This is a genomic window from Frigoribacterium sp. PhB116, from assembly GCF_004364285.1.
In the GTDB taxonomy this organism is placed as follows: domain Bacteria; phylum Actinomycetota; class Actinomycetes; order Actinomycetales; family Microbacteriaceae; genus Frigoribacterium.
In genome coordinates this window covers 1-19,238 of record NZ_SOBE01000003.1, presented here as the reverse complement: position 1 = coordinate 19,238, position 19,238 = coordinate 1, and the positions used below count along the sequence as shown (strand labels likewise).

Here is a 19,238-nt window from a genome sequence, read left to right as displayed (position 1 = left end):
CCGAGAGAAGGCCCATGAGCACCCCCACCACCCCCCTCCGCGTGACCGTCTGGGGCGAGAACCGCCACGAGCAGATCGAGCAGCACGTCGCCGAGCGCTACCCCACGGGCATGCACGGAGCGATCGCCGAGGGCGTCGGCGAGAACCTGCCCGACGCGCAGATCACGATCGCGACGATGGACATGCCCGAGCACGGCCTCAGCGAGGAGGCGCTCGAGCAGACGGACGTCCTGACCTGGTGGGGCCACGCGGCGCACGACGAGGTGAGCGACGAGGTCGTCGAGCGGGTGCACCGCCACGTGCTCGCCGGCATGGGCCTGATCGTGCTGCACTCCGGTCACTGGTCGAAGATCTTCACGAAGCTGATGGGCACGACCTGCACGCTCCGCTGGCGCAGCGAGCACGACCAGGAGCTCGTCTGGACCGTCAACCCGCAGCACCCGATCACGCGCGGCGTGCCGAACCCGATCGTCATCCCCGAGCAGGAGATGTACGGCGAGTACTTCGACGTGCCGACCCCCGACGAGCTGGTCTTCATCTCCGGCTTCACCGGCGGCGAGGTGTTCCGCAGCGGCATGACCTACCGGCGTGGCTTCGGCAAGGTGTTCTTCTTCAGCCCCGGCGACCAGGACTTCCCCGTCTACCACCACCGCGACGTCCGCCGCGTGATCGCGAACGGCGTCGAGTGGGCACGCCCCGAGCGCGAGCGCGAGACGCCGACCCTGCTGCGCTACGAGACCGGCCAGTACTTCCGGGGGGCCGACTACGAAGGGGCCCTCGAGCGATGACGTTCCGCACGGTCGACAGCCGAGGAGGCGCCCTGCGAGTCGTCCAGGTCGGTGCAGGAGGCATGGGGCGGGCCTGGCTCCGCGCGCTCGCCGACAGCGCCGACGTCGAGCTGGTCGGCATCGTCGACCTCGACCTCGACGCCGCCCGGGCAGGTGCCGAGCACCACGGAGACGCGTCGCTGCCCGTCTCGACCGACCTCGGCGCGCTGATCGCCGACCTCGCGGCCGACGCGGTGGTCGACGTGACGGTGCCGGTGGCGCACCACCCCGTGACGACGCAGTCGCTGTTCGCCGGCCTGCCCGTCCTCGGCGAGAAGCCGGTCGCGCTCGACGTCGCCGAGGGGCTCTCGCTCGCGGCCGCCGCCGAGGTGACGGGCGAGCTCTTCATGGTCAGCCAGTCGCGTCGGTACGACGACCACCTGGTCGCCCTCAAGCAGCAGGTCGCCGAGCTCGGGGAGGTCGGCGTCGTCACGACCGAGTTCTTCAAGGCGCCGCACTTCGGCGGCTTCCGCGAGCAGATGGACGACGTCCTGCTGCTCGACATGGCCGTGCACCCGTTCGACTCGGTGCGCTGGCTGCTCGACGCCGACCCCCTGTCGGTCTGGTGCGAGTCGTTCAGCCCGTCGTGGAGCTGGTACCGCGGCGACGCGGCCGCGAACGCCGTCTTCGAGTTCGAGGGCGGGGTGCGCTACGCCTACTCGGGCAGCTGGTGCAGCCCCGGCGCCGAGACCTCCTGGAACGGCTCGTGGCGCGTCGGCGGCTCGGCCGGCACCGCGCTCTGGGACGGCGACGAGGCTCCCGTGCTCGCCCTCGCGGACGAGACGGGCGCCTCCTCGTCGCCCCGGCTGTCGCGGCTGGCGACCGTCGGCGACGGGATCGAGGGCTCGCTCGCCGCGTTCGTCGGCGCCCTGCGCACCGGTGCCGTGCCGCACGGCGAGGTGCACGAGAACGTGATGAGCCTCGCGATGGTCGAGGCGGCGATCGAGTCGACGCGCAGCGGGCAGCGGGTCGTGATCGACGACCTGCTCGAGCGGGCGCTCGCGACGGCGATCGAGCGGGAGGCGCGCGACGACGTCCGGGCCCGCCTCGAGTCGTGGACCTCGGTGCGCGCCGCGCTGCAGGCGGTCCCGACGTCGGCGGCCGACCCGACGACCCCCGCGGCGACCACGGCAGGGGCGACCTCGTGACCCGCCGCGCGCTCGTCGTCCGCGGCGGCTGGGAGGGGCACGACCCGATCGGCACGACCGACTCGTTCGTGCCGTTCCTCGAGCGGTCCGGCTTCGAGGTCAGCCTGCACGACGGGCCGGCGGTCTACGCCGACGCCGACGTGATGCGCGGCGCCGACCTCGTGCTGCAGAACGTCACGATGTCGACGATCGAGGGGCCGCAGACCGCGGGGCTCCGCGCTGCCGTCGAGGCGGGCACCGGCCTGGCCGGCTGGCACGGCGGCATCGCCGACTCGTTCCGCGGCGACGCCGACTACCTGCACCTGATCGGCGGCCAGTTCGCGGCGCACCCCGGCAAGGCCGCGCCCGACCGGGTCGGCGACGAGACCGACGGCTTCGTGCGGCACCTGGTCCGCTTCACCGAGGCGGCGGCGACGCATCCCGTCACCGAGGGCCTCGACGACTTCGAGGTCGAGAGCGAGCAGTACTGGCTGCTGCACGACGACTACCTCGACGTGCTCGCGACGACCACGCAGGAGGCGCGGGTCGGCGACGCCTGGACGCGCCCGGTGACCTCCCCCGCCGTCTGGACCCGCCAGTGGGGCCTCGGCCGCATCGCCGTGGTCACCCCGGGGCACTCGCAGGCCGTGCTCGACCACCCGACCGTCCGCACGCTCGTCGAGCGCGGCCTGCTGTGGGCCTCGCGATGAGCGGCGCGGGCACGGGCGCGGGCGCGGCCGGCAGCGGCACGACCGGCACGAGCACGGTCGGCGAGAGCACGGCCGGCGGCACGGCCACGGCGCCGATGCGCGTCGGCGTGGTCGGCGTCGGGGTCATCAGCGAGCAGTACTTCGCCTCGTTCGAGCGTCTGCCCGGCCTCGCCCTCGAGGCCGTGGCCGACCTCGACCGGGCGAGGGCCGCCTCCGTGGCGGAGCGTCTCGGCGTCCGCGCCCTGACCGTCGACGAGCTGCTCGCCGACGACCGGGTCGACGTGGTGCTGAACCTCACGATCCCGGCCGCGCACGCGGAGATCGCGCTGCGGGCGATCGCCGCCGGCAAGCACGTCTACGGCGAGAAGCCGCTCGCCCTCACGGTCGCCGACGGCACCGCGGTGCTCGAGGCGGCCCGCGCGGCGGGCGTGCGGGTCGGCTCGGCGCCGGACACGGTGCTCGGCACGGGGGTGCAGACCGCGGCCCAGCTCGTCGCCTCGGGAGCGGTCGGCGACCCCGTCGGCGCCGCCGTCTCGTGGACCGCGTCCGGGCACGAGGCCTGGCACCCCGCGCCCGACTTCTACTACCGGGCGGGAGGCGGTCCGCTCTTCGACATGGGCCCCTACTACCTGACGACGCTCGTGCACCTGCTCGGGCCGGTCGTCTCGGTGTCCGGTCTCGTCTCCCGCTCGGCTCGGCGTCGCACGATCGGCACCGGCCCCCGAGCGGGCGAGCAGCTCGAGGTCGACGTCGACACGCACGCGAGCGCGCTGCTGCGGCACGCCTCGGGAGCGGCGTCCACCGTGACGGTGAGCTTCGAGGTGTGGGGCTCCCGGTCGCCGATCACCGAGTTCTTCGGCACGCTCGGCACGATCGCCGTCCCCGACGCGAACATGTTCGGCGACCCCGTCGAGTTGCTCACCGTCGACGACCGCACCTGGCGCGAGGTCCCGGCGACGGCGGGCTACGCCGACTCCGGTCGCGGGTACGGCCTGGCCGACCTCGCCCGGGCGGTCGCGGCCGGGGAGCCGCACCGCGCCTCCGGCGACGTCGCCCTGCACGTGCTCGAGATCACGGAGGCGGTGGCCGCGTCGAGCGCGTCCGGCACGGTCGTGACGCTGGTCACCCGCCCGGACGTGCCCCCGCTGGTGCCGCTCGGCGCCGAGCCGCACCTGGCGTGAGCGCCGCCCGCACGGGCGATAGCCTCGTGGACCAGGGAGGCCACGGTGCAGGACCAGACGAGTGAGGCCCGGAGCGAGTCGGCGACGCTGCCGGCGACTCCGGGCGACGCCGCAGCAGAGCGAGACACTGCAGGAGGCGCCCCTCCCGCCGGTCGCGCCCGTCCCCTCCTCGATCGCCCTCGCGGCTCGAACCTCTCCGCCGTGCTCGGCATCGTGCACGGCGACGGCCCGACCTCGCGCAGCGAGCTGACGCGCCTGACGGGCCTGAACCGCTCGACCATCGCCGCCCTCGTGGGCGAGCTCGTCGAGCGCGGCCTCGTCGTCGAGTCGGAGCCCGTCGCGGCCAACCGCGTCGGCCGCCCCAGCCCGGTGGTCACCGCCTCGCCCGACGTCGTCGCCTTCGCGGTGAACCCCGAGATCGACGCCGTCACCGTCGGCCGGGTCGGGCTCGACGGGGTCGTGCAGCGCCGGGTCCGCCACGAGACGGACGGCGTCCCGACCGCGGCCGAGGCGGCGGAGATCGCGGCCCGCCTCGTCCGGGAGCTCGCCGACGAGGTGCCCGCCGCCCGGGTCGTCGGCGTCGGCGCCGCCGTGCCGGGCCTCGTGCACGCGGACGGGGGCCTCGTCCGTCTCGCGCCGCACCTCGGCTGGGTCGACGAGCCGTTCGCGCGCCTCCTGTCCGACGCCACGGGACTGCCCGCCCGGGCCGCCAACGACGCGAGCACCGCGGTCGTGGCCGAGGGCCTCTTCGGCGCCGGCGCGGGGGCCAGCGACCTCGTGTTCCTCAACGGCGGCGCGAGCGGCGTCGGCGGGGGAGTGGTCGTCGACGGCCGCCCGCTCCGCGGCCGCGACGGCTTCGCGGGCGAGATCGGCCACACGCTCGTCGAGTCGGCCGGGCGGCTCTGCCACTGCGGCGCCGTCGGCTGCCTCGAGACCGAGGTCGGCCAGGCCGAGCTGCTGGCCGTCACCGGCCTGTCCCGCGCCCAGGCGGACGAGCTCGACGCCGCGCTGGCGACGGCGCTCGCCGAGGGCGACGTCGACGTGCGCCGCGAGGTCGAGCGCCAGGTGGACTACGTGGCGGTGGCGCTCCGCAACGTGCTCAACGCCTTCAACCCGTCGGTGATCGTGCTCGGCGGGTTCCTCGGGTCGCTGCAGGCCGCCGCGCCCGACCGGCTGCTCGACCGCGTCACCGCTCAGGCGCTGCCCGGGCCGCGTGACGGCGTGCAGCTGCGGCGGGCCGCGCTCGGCGCCGACCGGCTGATGATCGGAGCCGCCGAGCTGGCGTTCGCCGACCTCCTCGCCGACCCGGTCCGCGCCTCCTGACCCGACCCGCGCCTCCAGGCCCGGTGTCAGGCCGTGGCGGCCGCCGCGTGCCCGTGCTCGTCGCGCGTCGCCCACACGGCGACCGCGGCGGGCCCGGCGAGGTCGACCGTGCCGTCGTCGAGCTCGACCCGCAGCGACCCCGCGTAGTCGCGGCGCTCGGCGACCCGGACGTGCGCGCCCACCCGCAGCTGCAGCGAGCCCAGGTAGCGCAGCAGCTCGGGCTCGTCGTCCGAGACGCGGACGACGTGGCCGCACTCGCCCTCGACGAACTCCTGCAGGGTGTGGGCGACGGGCCGCACGACGGTGCCGTCGGCCTGGGGGATCGGGTCGCCGTGCGGGTCGGCTGTGGGGCGGCCCAGCTCGACGTCGAACGCCTCGAGCAGACGGTCGCTGACGGCGTGCTCGAGCACCTCGGCCTCGTCGTGCACCTCGTCCCACGCGTAGCCGAGCCGCTCGACGAGGTACGTCTCGATGAGGCGGTGGCGGCGCACCATGCCGACGGCGACGTGGCGGCCGAGCTCGCTCAGCGCGATGCTGCGGTACGGCGTGTAGTCGATGAACCCGTCGCGCTCGAGCTTGCGGAGGTTGCCCGACACCGTCGACGCGCCCACCCCGAGCGTCGCCGCGATCTCGTTGGTCGTGATGCCGGGGGAGCCCGGGGCCGCCCATTCCTCGGCCTTCCAGATGACCTTGAGGTAGTCCTCGGTCATCGTCGAGCGGGTGGGTCCCGGTTCCGGTGGCATGCCCCCGATCCTAGGTCCCGCCTCCTGCGCCCCCACTCGTGCCCCTGCGGCACCCTCCCTTGCGCATGCCGTTCGTCGAGGGCGGGTCAGTGCGCTCGAGGGCGGGTCGCCGCTGACCCGCCCTCGACCACGCCGACCCGCCCTCGGCCGATCGCAGTCTTCAGCTCGCAGCTCGCAGCTCGCAGCTCGCAGCTCGCAGCTCGCAGCTCGCAGCGCTCAGCGCGGCAGCGACCCGAGCGCCTGCGCCGCCCGGTAGCGCTCGCCGATCGCGGGCACGAGGTCCGGCTCCGAGGAGGCGCGGGTCGACAACGCCCACCCCGGTCGCGTCCCCGAGAGGGCCCACGCCGCCTGCCGTGCCGCACCGTCCGCGACGTACTCGCCCGGTGCGGGCACCGTGACCGGCACGTCGAGCACCTGGGCCGCGACGGCCTGCACGGCCGGGTTCAGCGCGGCGCCGCCGATCAGCAGCACGCGCCGCACCTCCACCCCCTGGTCGCGCACGGCGGCGGCGCCGTCGGCGAGGGCCGACAGCATCCCCTCGACGGCGGCACGGGCGAGGTTCTCGCGGGTGGTCGAGGCGAGCGTCAGCCCCGAGAGCGTGGCCGTCGCGTCGGGCAGGTCCGGGGTCCGCTCGCCCTCGAAGTACGGCACGAGCGAGACGCCGCCCGCTCCTGGCTCCGCGGCGAGCGTCAGCCGCGCGAACTCGTCGTGGTCGACGCCGAGCAGCGTGCCGACCGACGACAGCACGCGGGCCGCGTTGAGGGTGGCGACGAGCGGCAGGAACCCGCCGGCGGCGTCGGCGAAGCCGGCGACCGTGCCGCTGCCGTCGGCGGTGGGGGCGTCCGTCACGGCGAAGGCCGTCCCGCTGGTGCCGATGCTGATGACGAGGTCGCCGACCCCGGCGTCGAGCCCGAGGGCGGCCCCGGCGTTGTCGCCGGCACCCGCCCCGACGACGATCCCCTCAGGGACGGGACCGTGCGCGACCGTGGTGCCTGCCGCCTCCGAGGGCCCCAGCACGCGCGGCAGCACGACGGCCGAGGCGTCGTCCCCGTCGCCGCCGGCGACGCGGCCCGGGCGGCCGAGCGCCCGCTCGAAGATCTCGAGGTCGTACGCCTCGTCGCCGGGGCTCCAGTACGAGGTGCCGCTGGCGTCGCTGCGGTCGGTGACCAGCTCGTCGAGGTCGGGTCCCAGGGGAGAGGAGGCGCGGGTCCCGTACCCGAGCAGACGCCAGGTCAGCCAGTCGTGCGGCAGCGCGACCGCCGCGACGCGTGCCGCGGCCTCGGGCTCGGCGTCGCGCAGCCAGCGCAGCTTGGTGGCCGTGAAGGAGGCGACGGGCACCGAGCCCGTCCGTCGCGCCCACTCCTCCGCCCCGAGCTCGGCGGTCAGCTCGCGAGCCGCCCCGGCGCTGCGGGTGTCGTTCCAGAGCAGGGCGTCGCGCACGACCGCGCCGTCGGAGTCGAGCACGACCATCCCGTGCTGCTGCCCGGCGACCGAGATCGCGGCGACGTCGTCGAGACCGCCGGCCGCGTCGATCGCCTCCACGAGGGCGTCCCACCAGGCGTCGGGCGGCACCTCGGTGCCCTCCGGGTGCCGGGCGGTGCCCTGGCGCACCAGCTCTCCGGTGACGGTGTCGCGGATCACGACCTTGCAACTCTGGGTCGAGGAGTCGACCCCGGCGACGAGACTCATGGCCGTAGTTTGTCGTATCGCGCAACGAATTCCTAGAGCGGTGCGGGACGGGCGTGGCGCGCCTCCTCGTCGGTAGACTCAAGTGCACCTGACACGGTGCACGCGTGCCTCACCCAGGTGCGATCGCCGACCGCGAGGAGACGACCATGCCCGCAGTAGTCATCATCGGAGCCCAGTGGGGCGACGAAGGCAAGGGCAAGGCCACCGACCTGCTCGGCAGCCGCATCGACTACGTCGTCAAGTTCAACGGCGGCAACAACGCGGGCCACACGGTCGTCATCGGCGACCAGAAGTACGCCCTGCACCTGCTGCCCTCGGGCATCCTGTCGCCCGGCGTCACGCCGGTCATCGGCAACGGCGTCGTCATCGACATCGAGGTGCTCTTCGACGAGCTCGACGCGCTGATCGCCCGCGGCGTCGACGTCTCGAAGCTCAAGGTCAGCGCCAACGCGCACGTCATCACGCACTACCACCGCACCCTCGACAAGGTGACCGAGCGGTTCCTCGGCAAGCGCCAGATCGGCACGACCGGTCGCGGCATCGGCCCGACCTACGCCGACAAGATCAACCGCGTCGGCATCCGCGTGCAGGACATCTTCGACGAGGGCATCCTGCGCCAGAAGGTCGAGGCGGCCCTCGACCAGAAGAACCACCTGCTCGTGAAGATCTACAACCGACGCGCGATCGAGGCCGACGAGATCGTCGAGTCGCTGCTCTCGTACGCCGAGCGGCTGAAGCCGATGGTGGCCGACACGGCGCTCGAGATCCACCAGGCGCTCGAGGCCGACAAGACCGTCCTCTTCGAGGCCGGCCAGGCGACCATGCTCGACGTCGACCACGGCACGTACCCGTTCGTCACGTCGTCGTCCGCGACCGCAGGAGGCGCCTCCACCGGCTCCGGCATCGGTCCCGGTCGCATCCAGCGCGTCATCGGCATCGTCAAGGCGTACACGACCCGTGTCGGGGCAGGCCCGTTCCCGACCGAGCTGTTCGACGCCTCCGGCGAGTTCCTCCGCGCCAACGGCTTCGAGTTCGGCACGACCACGGGCCGGCCGCGTCGCTGCGGCTGGTACGACGCCCCGATCGCCCGCTACTCGGCGCGCATCAACGGCGTGACCGACTTCGTGCTCACGAAGCTCGACGTGCTCACGGGCCTCGAGACGATCCCGGTCTGCGTCGCGTACGACGTCGACGGGGTGCGTCACGACGAGGTGCCGGTGTCGCAGAGCGACTTCCACCACGCCGTGCCGATCTACGAGGAGTTCCCCGGCTGGACCGAGGACATCACCGGGGCCCGCGAGTTCGGCGACCTCCCGAAGGCCGCACAGGACTACGTCCTCGCCGTCGAGGCCATGAGCGGCGCCCGCATCTCGGCGATCGGGGTCGGCCCCGGCCGCGAGGCCGTCGTCGTCCGCCACGACCTCCTCGCCTGACCCGCCCGTCCCGGGCTGGCTCTCCTCATTCAGGAACAGGGGACCTGAGTTCGCACGACTCAGGACTCGGGCTCCTGACCTGTGCACGTCTCAGGAACCCGCACGCCCGAGTTCCTGAGTCACGGAGTCGAGTCCGTGACTCGACCGGAGGCAGCCCAGGAGGCGCCGCCCGCCTCAGACGACGCTGAACCCTTCCCCGAGGCGGCCGCGTCCCGTCAGCGCGAGCAGCACCTCCTCGCCGTGCCCCTGCATCGTCGCGGTGCGCGCCGCGAGCGCCGCGGTGTCGGCGACCGCGGCCGTCGGCAGCGTGTGGGCCAGCCCGGTCGCCCGCGACAGGTCGATCGTGTGCACGACGAGCTCGAACACGCGGGTCCGCAGGTACTCGCCGAGCGGGATCCCCATGCCGCCGAGCGACACGATCCGGTTCGAGGGGGCCCGGTCGAGGGCGCCGCGCGACTCGACGAGCGCCTCGGCGACCCGGGCGGCCGGGTCGTCGCCGAGCCACCGGCCGGCCTCGACTCCGCGGGCGTGCACGCCGTCCGCGTCGGTGAACTGCGAGGCGTACGCCGAGTACCAGGCCTCGGCCGACGGGATGGTCACGTCGCTCGGCTCGTCCAGGCCGAGGTAGGTCGACACCGTGAGCACCGCCCGGGAGGTGTGGCCCGCCAGGTCGCGGACGGTCCAGCGCCCGAGGCCGGGCGCGTCCCACTGCTCGGGGCGGACTCGCGAGAGGAGGTCGACGAACGACTCGGCCGACTGGCCGAAGGTGCGGGGTGTGGTCACGCTGACATCTTGCTCCGCCGCTGCCAGGATCGACGCATGACCACGCTCGGACCGGTGCCCTTCGTCCCCCTCGTCGGCCGTCTCGTCACGGTCGTCCCGCTCCGTCACGACGACCTGCCCGAGCTCCACCGCGCCGTCGGCAGGCCCGAGGTCTTCGCCGGGGGCTGGGGCGGCGGCGCGGCGGCCTACCGCGACGACTACGAGGGATGGGCCGACTTCATCCTGGGCTACCTGCCCTGGGACGAGGGGCTCGTCTGGGGCGTCCGCCGCACGGTCCCGGCGGGCGAGGGGCCCGGCGAGCTCGTCGGCACCACCACCGTCGGCCTCGTCGACCTCCGCTGCGAGAGCGCCCACGTCGGCTGGACCGCCTACGCCCCCGAGGTGTGGGGCACCGGCGTCAACGTCGAGACGAAGCTGCTCGTGCTGGGGTCGCTCTTCGAGCACGGTCTCGGGCGTGTCCAGATCCAGGCCGACGCCCTGAACGAGCGGTCGCGGGCGGCGATCACCCGGCTCGGCGCGACCTTCGAGGGCGTCCACCGCCGCACGCAGCCGCGGGCCGACGGCTCGTGGCGCGACACGGCCGTCTACTCCGTCCTCGCCGACGAGTGGCCGGGCGTCCGGGATGGTCTCATGCGGCGTCTGGAGACTGTTCAGCAACCGTCCAGATGAGGGGTCGACTGTTGCTCTCATGACTTTGGAGATCGCTTACACCGCCATCGCCCACGCCACCGGCGGGGGCCGTGACGGCCACGTCCGCAGCGAGGACGACCGCCTCGACTTCGACACCCGTCCGCCCAAGGAGCTCGGCGGCTCCGGCGAGGGCACCAACCCCGAGCAGCTCTTCGCCGCGGGCTACGCGGCCTGCTTCCTCAGCGCGATGCACAGCATCGCCAAGAAGCTCGACGTCGACACGAGCGACAGCTCGGTCAGCGCGAGCGTCGGCATCGGCGGCAACGGCGACGGCGGCTTCGGCCTCGCCGTCGAGCTCGACATCTACACGCCGAACGTGCCGGCCGACCGCCGCCAGGAGCTCGCCGACGCCGCGCACCACGTGTGCCCGTACTCGAACGCCACGCGCGGCAACGTCGAGGTCACGCTGACCCTCGTCGACTGACGCAGCAGCAGCACAGCAGCGCAGCAGCACGACAGCGCAGCAGCAGCGAAGGAGGCGCGTCCCGCGATCGCGGGACGCGCCTCCTCGTCTGCTCGCTCCGCCCTGCGACACGGAACGTCGTCGATCGTCCCGGCCTGCCGTCGCGGCGCCCCGATAGGGTCGGGACATGGCACTCGACAGTCCCCTCGGCGCGGACAGCCCCCTCACGACCGACGACCGCGAGGCGATCGACGAGCTCTCGAGCATCCGTCAGAGCATCGACAACATCGACGCGGCGCTCGTGCACCTGCTCGCCGAGCGCTTCAAGTTCACGCAGTCGGTGGGGCACCTCAAGGCAGCGGCGGGCATGCCGGCGAGCGATCCCGAGCGCGAGCGCGTGCAGATCCAGCGCCTCCGCCAGCTCGCCGAAGAGTCGCACCTCGACCCGGCCTTCGCCGAGAAGTTCCTGGGGTTCATCGTCGGCGAGGTCATCCAGCACCACCAGCGCATCGCGAACGATGCCGCCGGGTCCTCGTCCGAGGGCCCGGCGTGACCGACGCGGCAGCCGGGCACGACGGGTCAGCCGGGCACGACCCCGCGCCCGCGGCCGAGTTCCCCGCCGTCGAGGCGGGCTCGCCCCAGCGCCTCTACGTCGGCTCGTACACCGCCTCGAGCGGCGGCTCCGGCGTGGGCATCACGGTGCTCGAGCGCACCGCGCCGGGTCAGCCGTGGCAGTCGGTGCAGACCGTGGAGGCCGACGACCCCTCCTTCCTGGTCGCGACCGAGGGCGCTCTGCACGCCGTGTCCGAGACGACGGAGGGGCGGGTCCTGTCGTACACCGTCTCCGCCGGTCGCCTCGTGGCCGCGTCGAGCGCCGCCTCGGGCGGGGCCGCGCCCTGCCACGTGCTGTTCGACCCCGCGTCCGGTGCGCTGGTCGTCACGAACTACGTCGGGGGGACGATGTCCGTCCTCTCGAGCGACCCGTCGCTCACGGGCCGGGTCGCGCACACCGTCGCGCTGCCCGTCGGGCACGGCCCGGTGCAGGAGCGCCAGGAGCGCCCGCACGCCCACCAGGCCTCGACCACCCCGTGGGGCACGCTGCTGGTCAGCGACCTCGGGACCGACCGCCTGGTCGAGGTCGCCGTCGACCCTGTCGCCCTCGTGCCCGAGATCGTCGGCGTGCACCTGCTGCCCGCCGGGGCCGGCCCGCGCCACGTCGCGTGGCTGGGTGACCGCCTCGTCGTCGCCGGCGAGCTCGACGCCCGCCTGCACGTGCTCCGGCGCGTCGGCGAGAAGCTGGTCGTCGACCACTCGGTCGAGGTCTTCGAGGGCTCGTCCTCGGCGTCCGGGGTCTTCCCCTCGCACCTCGACGTGGACGGCGGCCGCGTCTACGTGGCCACCCGCGGTCGCGACAGCATCAGTGTCCTCGCCCCCGGCGACGACGGCCGCCTCGAGCTCGTCGGCGAGGCTCCCTGCGGCGGCACCTGGCCGCGGCACTTCGCGATCACGCCCGGCGTGATGTACGTGGCGAACCAGGGCTCGGACACGGTCGCCGTGCTGCCGCTCGACCCCGAGACGGGCGTCCCCGGCGAGCCCCTCGACGTCTTCACCCTCGGCAGCCCCGCCTGCATCCTCCTCGCCTGACTCGCCTGACCCGCCCGACCCGCGAGAGCTCCGGTCAGCGCGCGAGGCTGCGCAGCAGCGCGACGACCTCGTCGACCGACGCTCGCCCGCGACGTGACGCGTCCGAGGCACCCGGTGCGCCCGACGCGACCGACGCCTCCTCGAACTGCGCGGGCGTGAAGTAGAGCCCGTCCGAGACGAGGCACACGAGGCTGGCGACGGCGGGGTCGCCGACCTCGTCGAGCACGACCCGGTACCAGCGGTCCTGCATGGCCGTCAGCGCGGAGACGGCCTGCGGCCAGCGTCCGCTCGCGCCGAGGCCGGCGACGGCGGTGATGCACCGGTCGAGCGGGTCGTCCTCGGGGATGGCCGACCGCGAGGAGGTGCGGATGAAGTAGTCGACGACGCCGTCGGCAGCCGAGGTCATGCGGGCGACGTCGTCGTCGAGCAGCGCCTCGAGGCGGGTGACGAGCCCGTCGACCAGCGCTTCGCGCGTGGGGAAGTGGTAGAGCAGCCCGCCCTTCGACACGTCGGCGGCTGCGGCCACCGCGTCGAAGGTGGCGCTCCGTTCGCCGGTCTCGACGACGAGGTGCTCGAAGGAGTCGAGCATCTTCTCTCGGGCTGACGGACGCGGGCTCATCCTGTTACTGTACCGTCTGGACGGTCAAGCTGTACCGTCCGGACGGTACAGCCCGCCCCGAACGCCCACCACGACCATCGAGAGCCCCATGAGCGCCCGCGACGACCGCCGCACCCCCGCCCCGACGACCCCTGCTACGACCCGCGCCCCCGTGCCCGCCCGGGCCGGCGCCCGCCAGTGGGCCGCGCTCGTCGTCCTGATGCTCCCGGTCCTCCTCGTCTCCGTCGACAACACGGTGCTCAGCTTCGCGCTCCCCGAGATCTCGACCGCGCTGCAGCCCTCGGCGGCCGCGCAGCTCTGGATCGTCGACGTCTACTCCCTCGTCCTCGCCGGCCTGCTCGTCGCGATGGGCTCGCTCGGCGACCGCTTCGGACGCAGGCGCCTCCTCCTGATCGGGGCCAGCGGGTTCGCCGCGGTCTCGGTCGTCGCCGCCTTCGCCCCCACCGCCGAGGCGCTGATCGCCGCCCGCGCCGTGCTCGGCTTCTTCGGCGCGATGATCATGCCGGCGACGCTTTCGCTGCTCCGCAGCACCTTCACCGACCGTGACCAGCGCCGCCTGGCCATCGCGATCTGGGCGAGCGGCTTCGCGGCCGGCTCCGCGCTCGGCCCGATCGTCGGGGGAGTCCTGCTCGAGCACTTCGCCTGGGGCTCGATCTTCCTCATCGCCGTGCCGGTGCTGCTGCCCCTCCTCGTCGCGGCGCCGATCCTCGTCGTCGAGAGCCGTGACCCGGCGCCCGGTCCGTTCGACCTGGTCTCCGTCCTGCTCTCCCTGCTCGCGATGGCGCCGGTCGTCGCCGCGATCAAGCAGCTCGCGACGCACGGCCCGGGCCTCGACGTGCTAGTGCTCGCGGTCGTCGGCGTCACGGCGGGCTGGCTGTTCGTCCGTCGACAGCTGCGGCGTCCGCGTCCGCTGCTCGACGTGCGTCTGTTCACGAACCCGGTGTTCGCGGGCTCGATCGTCGTGAACCTGCTGGCCATCACCTCCCTGGTGGGCTTCCTCTTCTTCACGACGCAGCACCTGCAGCTCGTCGTGGGCCTCCGCCCGCTGCACGCGGCGCTCACCCTGTTGCCCGGCCTCGTCGTCATGGTGCTGTCCGGGCTGGCGGTCGTGCCGCTCGTCCGCCGGGTCGCGCCGCGCAGCATCGTCGCGGTCGGCCTGGGCGCCGCGGCCGTCGCCTACGGAGCCGTGTGGCTGTCCGGCGCCGACGCCCCGGTGTGGGTCTTCGTCGTCAGCTTCGCCCTGGTCGGCCTCGGGGTGGGAGCGGCCGAGACGATCTCGAACGACCTGATCATCGCCGCGGTCCCGGCCGACCGCGCAGGAGCCGCCTCCGCGGTCTCCGAGACCGCCTACGAGGTCGGGGCGGTGCTGGGCACGGCCGTGCTCGGCAGCATGCTCACGGCGATCTACCGCGGTGCGCTCGTGGTGCCCGGCACGGTGCCCGCCGACGCCGCGGCGGCCGCCCGCGAGACCCTCGGCGGCGCCGTGGCCGCGGCCGAGCCCCTCGAGCCCTCGCTCGCCACGGCGCTCCTCGACGCCGCGACGCACGCCTTCGACACCGGGCTCGTCGCGACCGCGGCGGTCGGGGCCGGCGTGATGGTGCTCGCCGTCGTGGTCGCCCTCGTGGCCCTCCGCCGGGCCTCCGCGCACGACTGACCCGCAGGAGGCGCGACGCGCGTCCCTGGCGACCGCCCGCGACCCCCTGCCGGCGGCGCGGCGCCCCTCCCCGCGCAGGTACAGTGAAGGGTCACCCGCTTCGCCGACCCCAGGAGTCCCATGTCGCGCACCGTCCGCCTCGCCGCCGTCCCCGGCGACGGCATCGGCCCCGAGGTCGTCGCCGAGGCGCTCAAGGTGCTCGAGGTCGCGGCAGGCTCCGACGCCTCCTTCGACGTGACGACGTTCTCGCTCGGCGCGGCGCGCTACCTCGAGACGGGCGACATCCTCACCGACGACGACCTCGCGGCGCTGGCCTCGCACGACGCGATCCTGCTCGGCGCGGTCGGCGGCGACCCGCGCGACCCCCGCCTCAAGGGCGGCATCATCGAGCGCGGCCTGCTGCTGAAGCTGCGGTTCGCGTTCGACCACTACGTCAACGTGCGCCCGACGACCGTGTACCCAGGTGTCCCGTCGCCGCTGTCGGACCCGGGCGAGGTCGACTTCGTGGTCGTCCGCGAGGGCACCGAGGGGCCGTACGTGGGCAACGGCGGCGTGCTCCGTGCCGGCACGCCGCACGAGATCGCCAACGAGGTGAGCGTCAACACCGCGCACGGCGTCGAGCGCGTCGTCCGCTTCGCCTTCGAGAAGGCGCGCAGCCGTCGTGGCCGCCTGACCCTCGTGCACAAGACCAACGTGCTCGTCTTCGCGGGCGGTCTCTGGCAGCGCCTCGTCGACGCGGTCGCGGCCGAGTACCCCGACGTCGAGGTCGACTACCAGCACGTCGACGCGGCGACCATCCACCTGGTCGTCGACCCGGCACGCTTCGACGTGATCGTCACGGACAACCTGTTCGGCGACATCCTCACCGACCTCGCCGGCGCGATCAGCGGCGGCATCGGGCTCGCGGCCTCGGGCAACCTCAACCCGAGCGGGGCGTTCCCGAGCATGTTCGAGCCCGTGCACGGCTCGGCGCCCGACATCGCCGGCCAGCAGCGGGCCGACCCGACCGCCGCGGTCCTGTCCGTCGCGCTCCTGCTCGACCACCTGGGCCTGGAGGAGGCGGCGGCGCGGGTCCGCGAGGCCGTCGAGGCCGACATCGCCGCCCGTCAGCAGTCCGCGGGCACCCGCCGCAGCACGTCCGAGATCGGCACGGCGATCGCCGACCGCGTCGCCGCCCTCACCAGCCAGGAGGCCGCATCATGAGCCAGACCGACGACACCACGACGGCCGACACCACCACGACCGTCGACGACACCGCGACGACCGCCGAGTTCGGCCTCAGCTTCGAGCTGACCCCGTCCGAGTCGGTCCGCGACAGCGCCGAGCGCGAGGTGATCCTCAGCGACCCGGGCTTCGGCAAGCACTTCACCGACCACATGGTCTCGATCCGCTGGACCCTCGACGAGGGCTGGCACGCCGCCCGCGTGCACCCGTACGGGCCGCTCCAGCTCGACCCGGCGGCGTCGGTGCTGCACTACGCACAAGAGATCTTCGAGGGCATGAAGGCCTACCGCCACGCGGACGGATCGATCTGGTCCTTCCGCCCCGACGCCAACGGCAGGCGCCTCCAGCGTTCGGCCCGGCGTCTCGCGCTGCCCGAGCTCTCGACCGACGACTTCGTCGAGAGCGTCAAGCAGCTGGTGCAGGTCGACAGCTCGTGGGTGCCGAGCGCGCCCGAGACGAGCCTCTACCTGCGGCCGTTCATGATCGCGAGCGAGAGCTTCCTCGGCGTGCGGGCGGCCCAGCAGGTCGACTACCACGTCATCGCTAGCCCGGCCGGCGCCTACTTCACCGGAGGCGTGGCCCCGGTCTCGATCTGGCTCACCACGAACTACGCCCGCGCGGGCAAGGGCGGCACGGGGGCCGCCAAGACGGGCGGCAACTACGCCTCGTCGCTGCTGCCGCAGCAGGAGGCCTACGAGAACGGCTGCCAGCAGGTGCTGTTCCTCGACTCGTCCGAGAGCACCTACATCGAAGAGCTCGGCGGCATGAACGTCGTGCTCGTCTACGCGGACGGCACCCTGGTCACCCCCGACAGCGACTCGATCCTCGAGGGCATCACCCGCGACTCGATCCTCGAGCTCGCCGAGGCGCGCGGCCACCGCGTCGAGCGCCGCCGGGTGTCGCTCGACGAGTGGCGTGACGGGGTCGAGAACGGCGACATCGTCGAGGTCTTCGCCTGCGGCACCGCCGCCGTGGTCGTCCCGATCGCCGAGCTCAAGGGCGAGGGCTTCCACGTCGGCTCGCCCGCCGCCGAGGGCGGACCCCTCACGATGTCGCTGCGCGAAGAGCTCACCGACATCCAGTACGGGCGTCGCGACGACGTCCACGGATGGATGACGAGGCTCGACGCATGAAGATCGCACGGTTCGCGACCCCCGGAGAAGACCCTCGCTACGGCATCGTCGACGAGCGCGAGCTGATCGTGCTCGCGGGCGACCCGATGTACAGCGGCTACGAGACCACGGGCGAGCGCGTCTCGCTCCGCTCGGCCAAGCTGCTCGCGCCGGTGATCCCGCGCTCGAAGGTCGTGGGCGTCGGCCTGAACTACCACGACCACGCCGACGAGCTGGGGCAGACCCCGCCGGAGGCGCCCCTGCTGTTCCTGAAGCCGAACACGACGGTCATCGGCTTCGGCGACTCGATCCAGCTGCCGCCGGACATCGGTCAGGTCGACTTCGAGGGCGAGCTCGCCATCGTGATCGGCTCGATCGCCAAGCGCGTCAAGGCCGAGGACTACCAGGACGTGGTCTTCGGCTACACGATCGCGAACGACGTCACCGCCCGCGACGTCCAGTCGGCCGACGGCCAGTGGACGCGGGCGAAGGGCTACGACACGTTCCTGCCGCTCGGCCCGTACATCGAGAACGAGTTCGACTGGAGCGACGCGACCATCGAGACCCGCGTCGACGGCGAGGTCAAGCAGCGCGAGTCGACGATGCAGATGATCCACAAGATCCCCGAGCTGATCGAGTACGTGACCGACGTGTTCACGCTCCTGCCCGGCGACGTGATCCTCACCGGCACTCCCGCCGGGATCGGCCCGTTCACCGCGGGCGAGACCGTCGAGGTCGCGATCTCGGGCATCGGCTCGCTGATCAACCCCGCCAAGAACCGCGTCTAGGCGCCGTCGGTGACGACCCCGGCACCGTCCGCCGCGCCTCCGCGGCGACGGGTCCTCCCCGGGATCGGTCTCGCGGCCGCGGTGCTCGGGGTCGCCTGGCTCGTGCACCTGGTGCTGCCGGCGGTCCCGATCCTCACCGGCTGCGTCGTCCTCGGCATCGTCCTCGGCCAGGTCCCCGCGTTCCGGCCGACGCTCGACGGGGTGCTCGCACCCGGGCTGACGCTCTCGGCCAAGCGGCTGCTCCGCATCGGGGTCGTGCTGCTCGGGCTCAAGCTCAGCCTGGTCGACGTGGCCGGGCTCGGCTGGGCGACGGTGCTCAGCGTCGTCGGGATCCTGGTCGCGACGTTCCTGGTGACCTGGCAGCTCGGGAGGTGGGCGAGACTCCCCGGCGACCAGCCCCTCCTGCTCGCGGCCGGCTTCTCGATCTGCGGGGCGTCGGCGATCGGCGCGATGTCGGCGGTGACCCGCGACCGCGGCAAGGACGCCGCTACCCCCGTGGCCCTCGTCACCCTGTGCGGCACCGCGGCGATCGCCGTCCTCCCCGCGCTCGGGTCGGCGCTCGGACTGACGCCGGTGCAGTTCGGCGCATGGACCGGCGCCAGCGTCCACGACGTGGGCCAGGTGGTCGCGACCGCCCAGACCGCCGGTGCCTCGGCACTCGCGATCGCCGTGGTGGTCAAGCTCACACGGGTGGTGATGCTCGCCCCCGTGGTCGCGATCACGTCTGCGGTGGTCCGCCGCGGGGGAGGCGACGCCGGCACCCGGCCGCCCCTGGTGCCCCTGTTCGTGGTCGGCTTCCTCGCCGCGGTCGTGCTGCGCACCCTGGTCGACCTGCCGGAGGCGGTAGTCACCGGAGCCGACACCGTCCAGACCGTCCTGCTCGGCCTGGCACTCGTCGGGCTCGGGTCGAGCGTCCGGCTCGAGCGTCTCGCCCGCACCGGTGGTCGCGCCGTCCTCGTCGGGCTCGGCTCCTGGGTCTTCGTCGCCGGGGTCTCGCTGCTCGTCGTCCTCGCGTTGCCGCTCGGCTGACGACCTCGCCCCTCGCCCCTCGTCCCAGTCCCCTCGTCTCTCGGCGCGGCCGAGCGATCGGGTCGATCCGGGCGGTCGATCGCGATCCTCACCACGGCCTGGGACGCCCTGTGCCGGGCCCAGACGGCCGAACGCGGCCTCGACCCTTGATTTTCCGGGGATCAACGTTGCGACACGCCCGGGATGCGGCAGGGTTTGGACGATGTGCCTGGTGTGCCTGTAATGTTTCCTCTTGTCACCACGGAGGTGCGGCGGAGCG

Annotated in this window: 19 protein-coding genes; 15 read left to right on the top strand and 4 right to left on the bottom strand. The window is 73.5% G+C overall.

The annotated features are described in order from the left end of the window. Positions 1 to 14 precede the first annotated feature (14 nt). From EDF20_RS11490 to EDF20_RS11470, 5 genes are all read left to right on the top strand, one after another. Entirely contained in the window at positions 15 to 788 is a 774-nt protein-coding gene (locus EDF20_RS11490) for a ThuA domain-containing protein (RefSeq protein ID WP_123548557.1), read from the top strand. After that, on the top strand, positions 785 to 1,975 hold the full coding sequence (locus EDF20_RS11485; RefSeq protein ID WP_133738765.1) for a Gfo/Idh/MocA family oxidoreductase: 1,191 nt from the start codon (positions 785 to 787) through the stop codon (positions 1,973 to 1,975). Before EDF20_RS11490 ends, EDF20_RS11485 begins: the two co-directional genes overlap by 4 nt. After that, entirely contained in the window at positions 1,972 to 2,664 is a 693-nt protein-coding gene (locus tag EDF20_RS11480) for a ThuA domain-containing protein (RefSeq protein WP_133738764.1), read from the top strand. The genes EDF20_RS11485 and EDF20_RS11480 overlap by 4 nt, the downstream gene beginning before the upstream one ends. 95 nt (positions 2,665 to 2,759) lie before the next feature. Then, the gene (locus EDF20_RS11475; protein WP_133738904.1) at positions 2,760 to 3,845 is read left to right on the top strand and encodes a Gfo/Idh/MocA family oxidoreductase; all 1,086 of its coding nucleotides are present in this window, start codon (positions 2,760 to 2,762) and stop codon (positions 3,843 to 3,845) included. Between the two features lie 201 nt (positions 3,846 to 4,046). Further along, positions 4,047 to 5,168, top strand: a complete 1,122-nt coding sequence (locus tag EDF20_RS11470) for an ROK family transcriptional regulator (RefSeq protein ID WP_243833468.1) — start codon at positions 4,047 to 4,049, stop codon at positions 5,166 to 5,168. A gap of 26 nt (positions 5,169 to 5,194) precedes the next feature. Here the strand turns inward: EDF20_RS11470 and EDF20_RS11465 are convergent, their stop codons facing one another. Both EDF20_RS11465 and EDF20_RS11460 read right to left on the bottom strand, forming a co-directional pair. Continuing rightward, positions 5,195 to 5,911, bottom strand: coding sequence for a metal-dependent transcriptional regulator (locus tag EDF20_RS11465; RefSeq protein WP_123548559.1), 717 nt, complete (start codon positions 5,909 to 5,911; stop codon positions 5,195 to 5,197). 216 nt (positions 5,912 to 6,127) lie between these two features. Then, positions 6,128 to 7,600 (bottom strand): FGGY family carbohydrate kinase, encoded by a 1,473-nt coding sequence (locus EDF20_RS11460; protein ID WP_133738763.1) that lies wholly within the window; start codon positions 7,598 to 7,600, stop codon positions 6,128 to 6,130. Positions 7,601 to 7,746: 146 nt separating this feature from the next. Between EDF20_RS11460 and EDF20_RS11455 the strand changes: the two genes are divergently transcribed. Next, on the top strand, positions 7,747 to 9,033 hold the full coding sequence (locus EDF20_RS11455) for an adenylosuccinate synthase (RefSeq protein ID WP_133738762.1): 1,287 nt from the start codon (positions 7,747 to 7,749) through the stop codon (positions 9,031 to 9,033). A gap of 174 nt (positions 9,034 to 9,207) precedes the next feature. Here EDF20_RS11455 and EDF20_RS11450 read toward each other — a convergent pair whose 3' ends face one another. Next, positions 9,208 to 9,816 carry a maleylpyruvate isomerase family mycothiol-dependent enzyme gene (locus EDF20_RS11450; protein WP_158614699.1) on the bottom strand — a complete coding sequence of 203 codons (609 nt, stop codon included), beginning with the start codon at positions 9,814 to 9,816 and terminating at the stop codon, positions 9,208 to 9,210. Between the two features lie 36 nt (positions 9,817 to 9,852). On the opposite strand from EDF20_RS11450, the gene EDF20_RS11445 reads away from it, so the two are divergent. The 4 genes from EDF20_RS11445 (at position 9,853) to EDF20_RS11430 (ending at position 12,553) form a co-directional block, all read left to right on the top strand. After that, the gene (locus EDF20_RS11445) at positions 9,853 to 10,485 is read left to right on the top strand and encodes a GNAT family protein (RefSeq protein ID WP_133738760.1); all 633 of its coding nucleotides are present in this window, start codon (positions 9,853 to 9,855) and stop codon (positions 10,483 to 10,485) included. Between the two features lie 25 nt (positions 10,486 to 10,510). Then, complete coding sequence (locus tag EDF20_RS11440; RefSeq protein ID WP_123548563.1) at positions 10,511 to 10,930, top strand: organic hydroperoxide resistance protein; 420 nt, start codon at positions 10,511 to 10,513, stop codon at positions 10,928 to 10,930. 166 nt (positions 10,931 to 11,096) lie between these two features. After that, entirely contained in the window at positions 11,097 to 11,462 is a 366-nt protein-coding gene (locus EDF20_RS11435) for a chorismate mutase (protein ID WP_133738759.1), read from the top strand. Further along, the gene (locus tag EDF20_RS11430) at positions 11,459 to 12,553 is read left to right on the top strand and encodes a beta-propeller fold lactonase family protein (RefSeq protein ID WP_133738758.1); all 1,095 of its coding nucleotides are present in this window, start codon (positions 11,459 to 11,461) and stop codon (positions 12,551 to 12,553) included. Before EDF20_RS11435 ends, EDF20_RS11430 begins: the two co-directional genes overlap by 4 nt. Positions 12,554 to 12,587: 34 nt before the next feature. Here the strand turns inward: EDF20_RS11430 and EDF20_RS11425 are convergent, their stop codons facing one another. After that, positions 12,588 to 13,172: a TetR/AcrR family transcriptional regulator gene (locus tag EDF20_RS11425; RefSeq protein ID WP_133738757.1), complete on the bottom strand. Its 585-nt coding sequence runs from the start codon at positions 13,170 to 13,172 to the stop codon at positions 12,588 to 12,590. An 88-nt stretch (positions 13,173 to 13,260) separates the two neighbouring features. Here EDF20_RS11425 and EDF20_RS11420 point away from each other — a divergent pair, with 88 nt between their 5' ends. The 5 genes from EDF20_RS11420 to EDF20_RS11400 all read left to right on the top strand — a co-directional run bounded on the left by EDF20_RS11420 (position 13,261) and on the right by EDF20_RS11400 (position 18,979). Further along, positions 13,261 to 14,826: an MFS transporter gene (locus EDF20_RS11420; RefSeq protein ID WP_133738756.1), complete on the top strand. Its 1,566-nt coding sequence runs from the start codon at positions 13,261 to 13,263 to the stop codon at positions 14,824 to 14,826. 120 nt (positions 14,827 to 14,946) lie between these two features. Then, the gene (locus EDF20_RS11415; RefSeq protein ID WP_133738755.1) at positions 14,947 to 16,029 is read left to right on the top strand and encodes a 3-isopropylmalate dehydrogenase; all 1,083 of its coding nucleotides are present in this window, start codon (positions 14,947 to 14,949) and stop codon (positions 16,027 to 16,029) included. Next, on the top strand, positions 16,026 to 17,183 hold the full coding sequence (locus EDF20_RS11410; RefSeq protein ID WP_133738754.1) for a branched-chain amino acid aminotransferase: 1,158 nt from the start codon (positions 16,026 to 16,028) through the stop codon (positions 17,181 to 17,183). The genes EDF20_RS11415 and EDF20_RS11410 overlap by 4 nt, the downstream gene beginning before the upstream one ends. Beyond that, positions 17,180 to 17,950 carry a fumarylacetoacetate hydrolase family protein gene (locus tag EDF20_RS11405; protein WP_123548570.1) on the top strand — a complete coding sequence of 257 codons (771 nt, stop codon included), beginning with the start codon at positions 17,180 to 17,182 and terminating at the stop codon, positions 17,948 to 17,950. Before EDF20_RS11410 ends, EDF20_RS11405 begins: the two co-directional genes overlap by 4 nt. Positions 17,951 to 17,959: 9 nt before the next feature. Beyond that, complete coding sequence (locus EDF20_RS11400; RefSeq protein ID WP_133738753.1) at positions 17,960 to 18,979, top strand: putative sulfate exporter family transporter; 1,020 nt, start codon at positions 17,960 to 17,962, stop codon at positions 18,977 to 18,979. Positions 18,980 to 19,238: the final 259 nt, after the last annotated feature.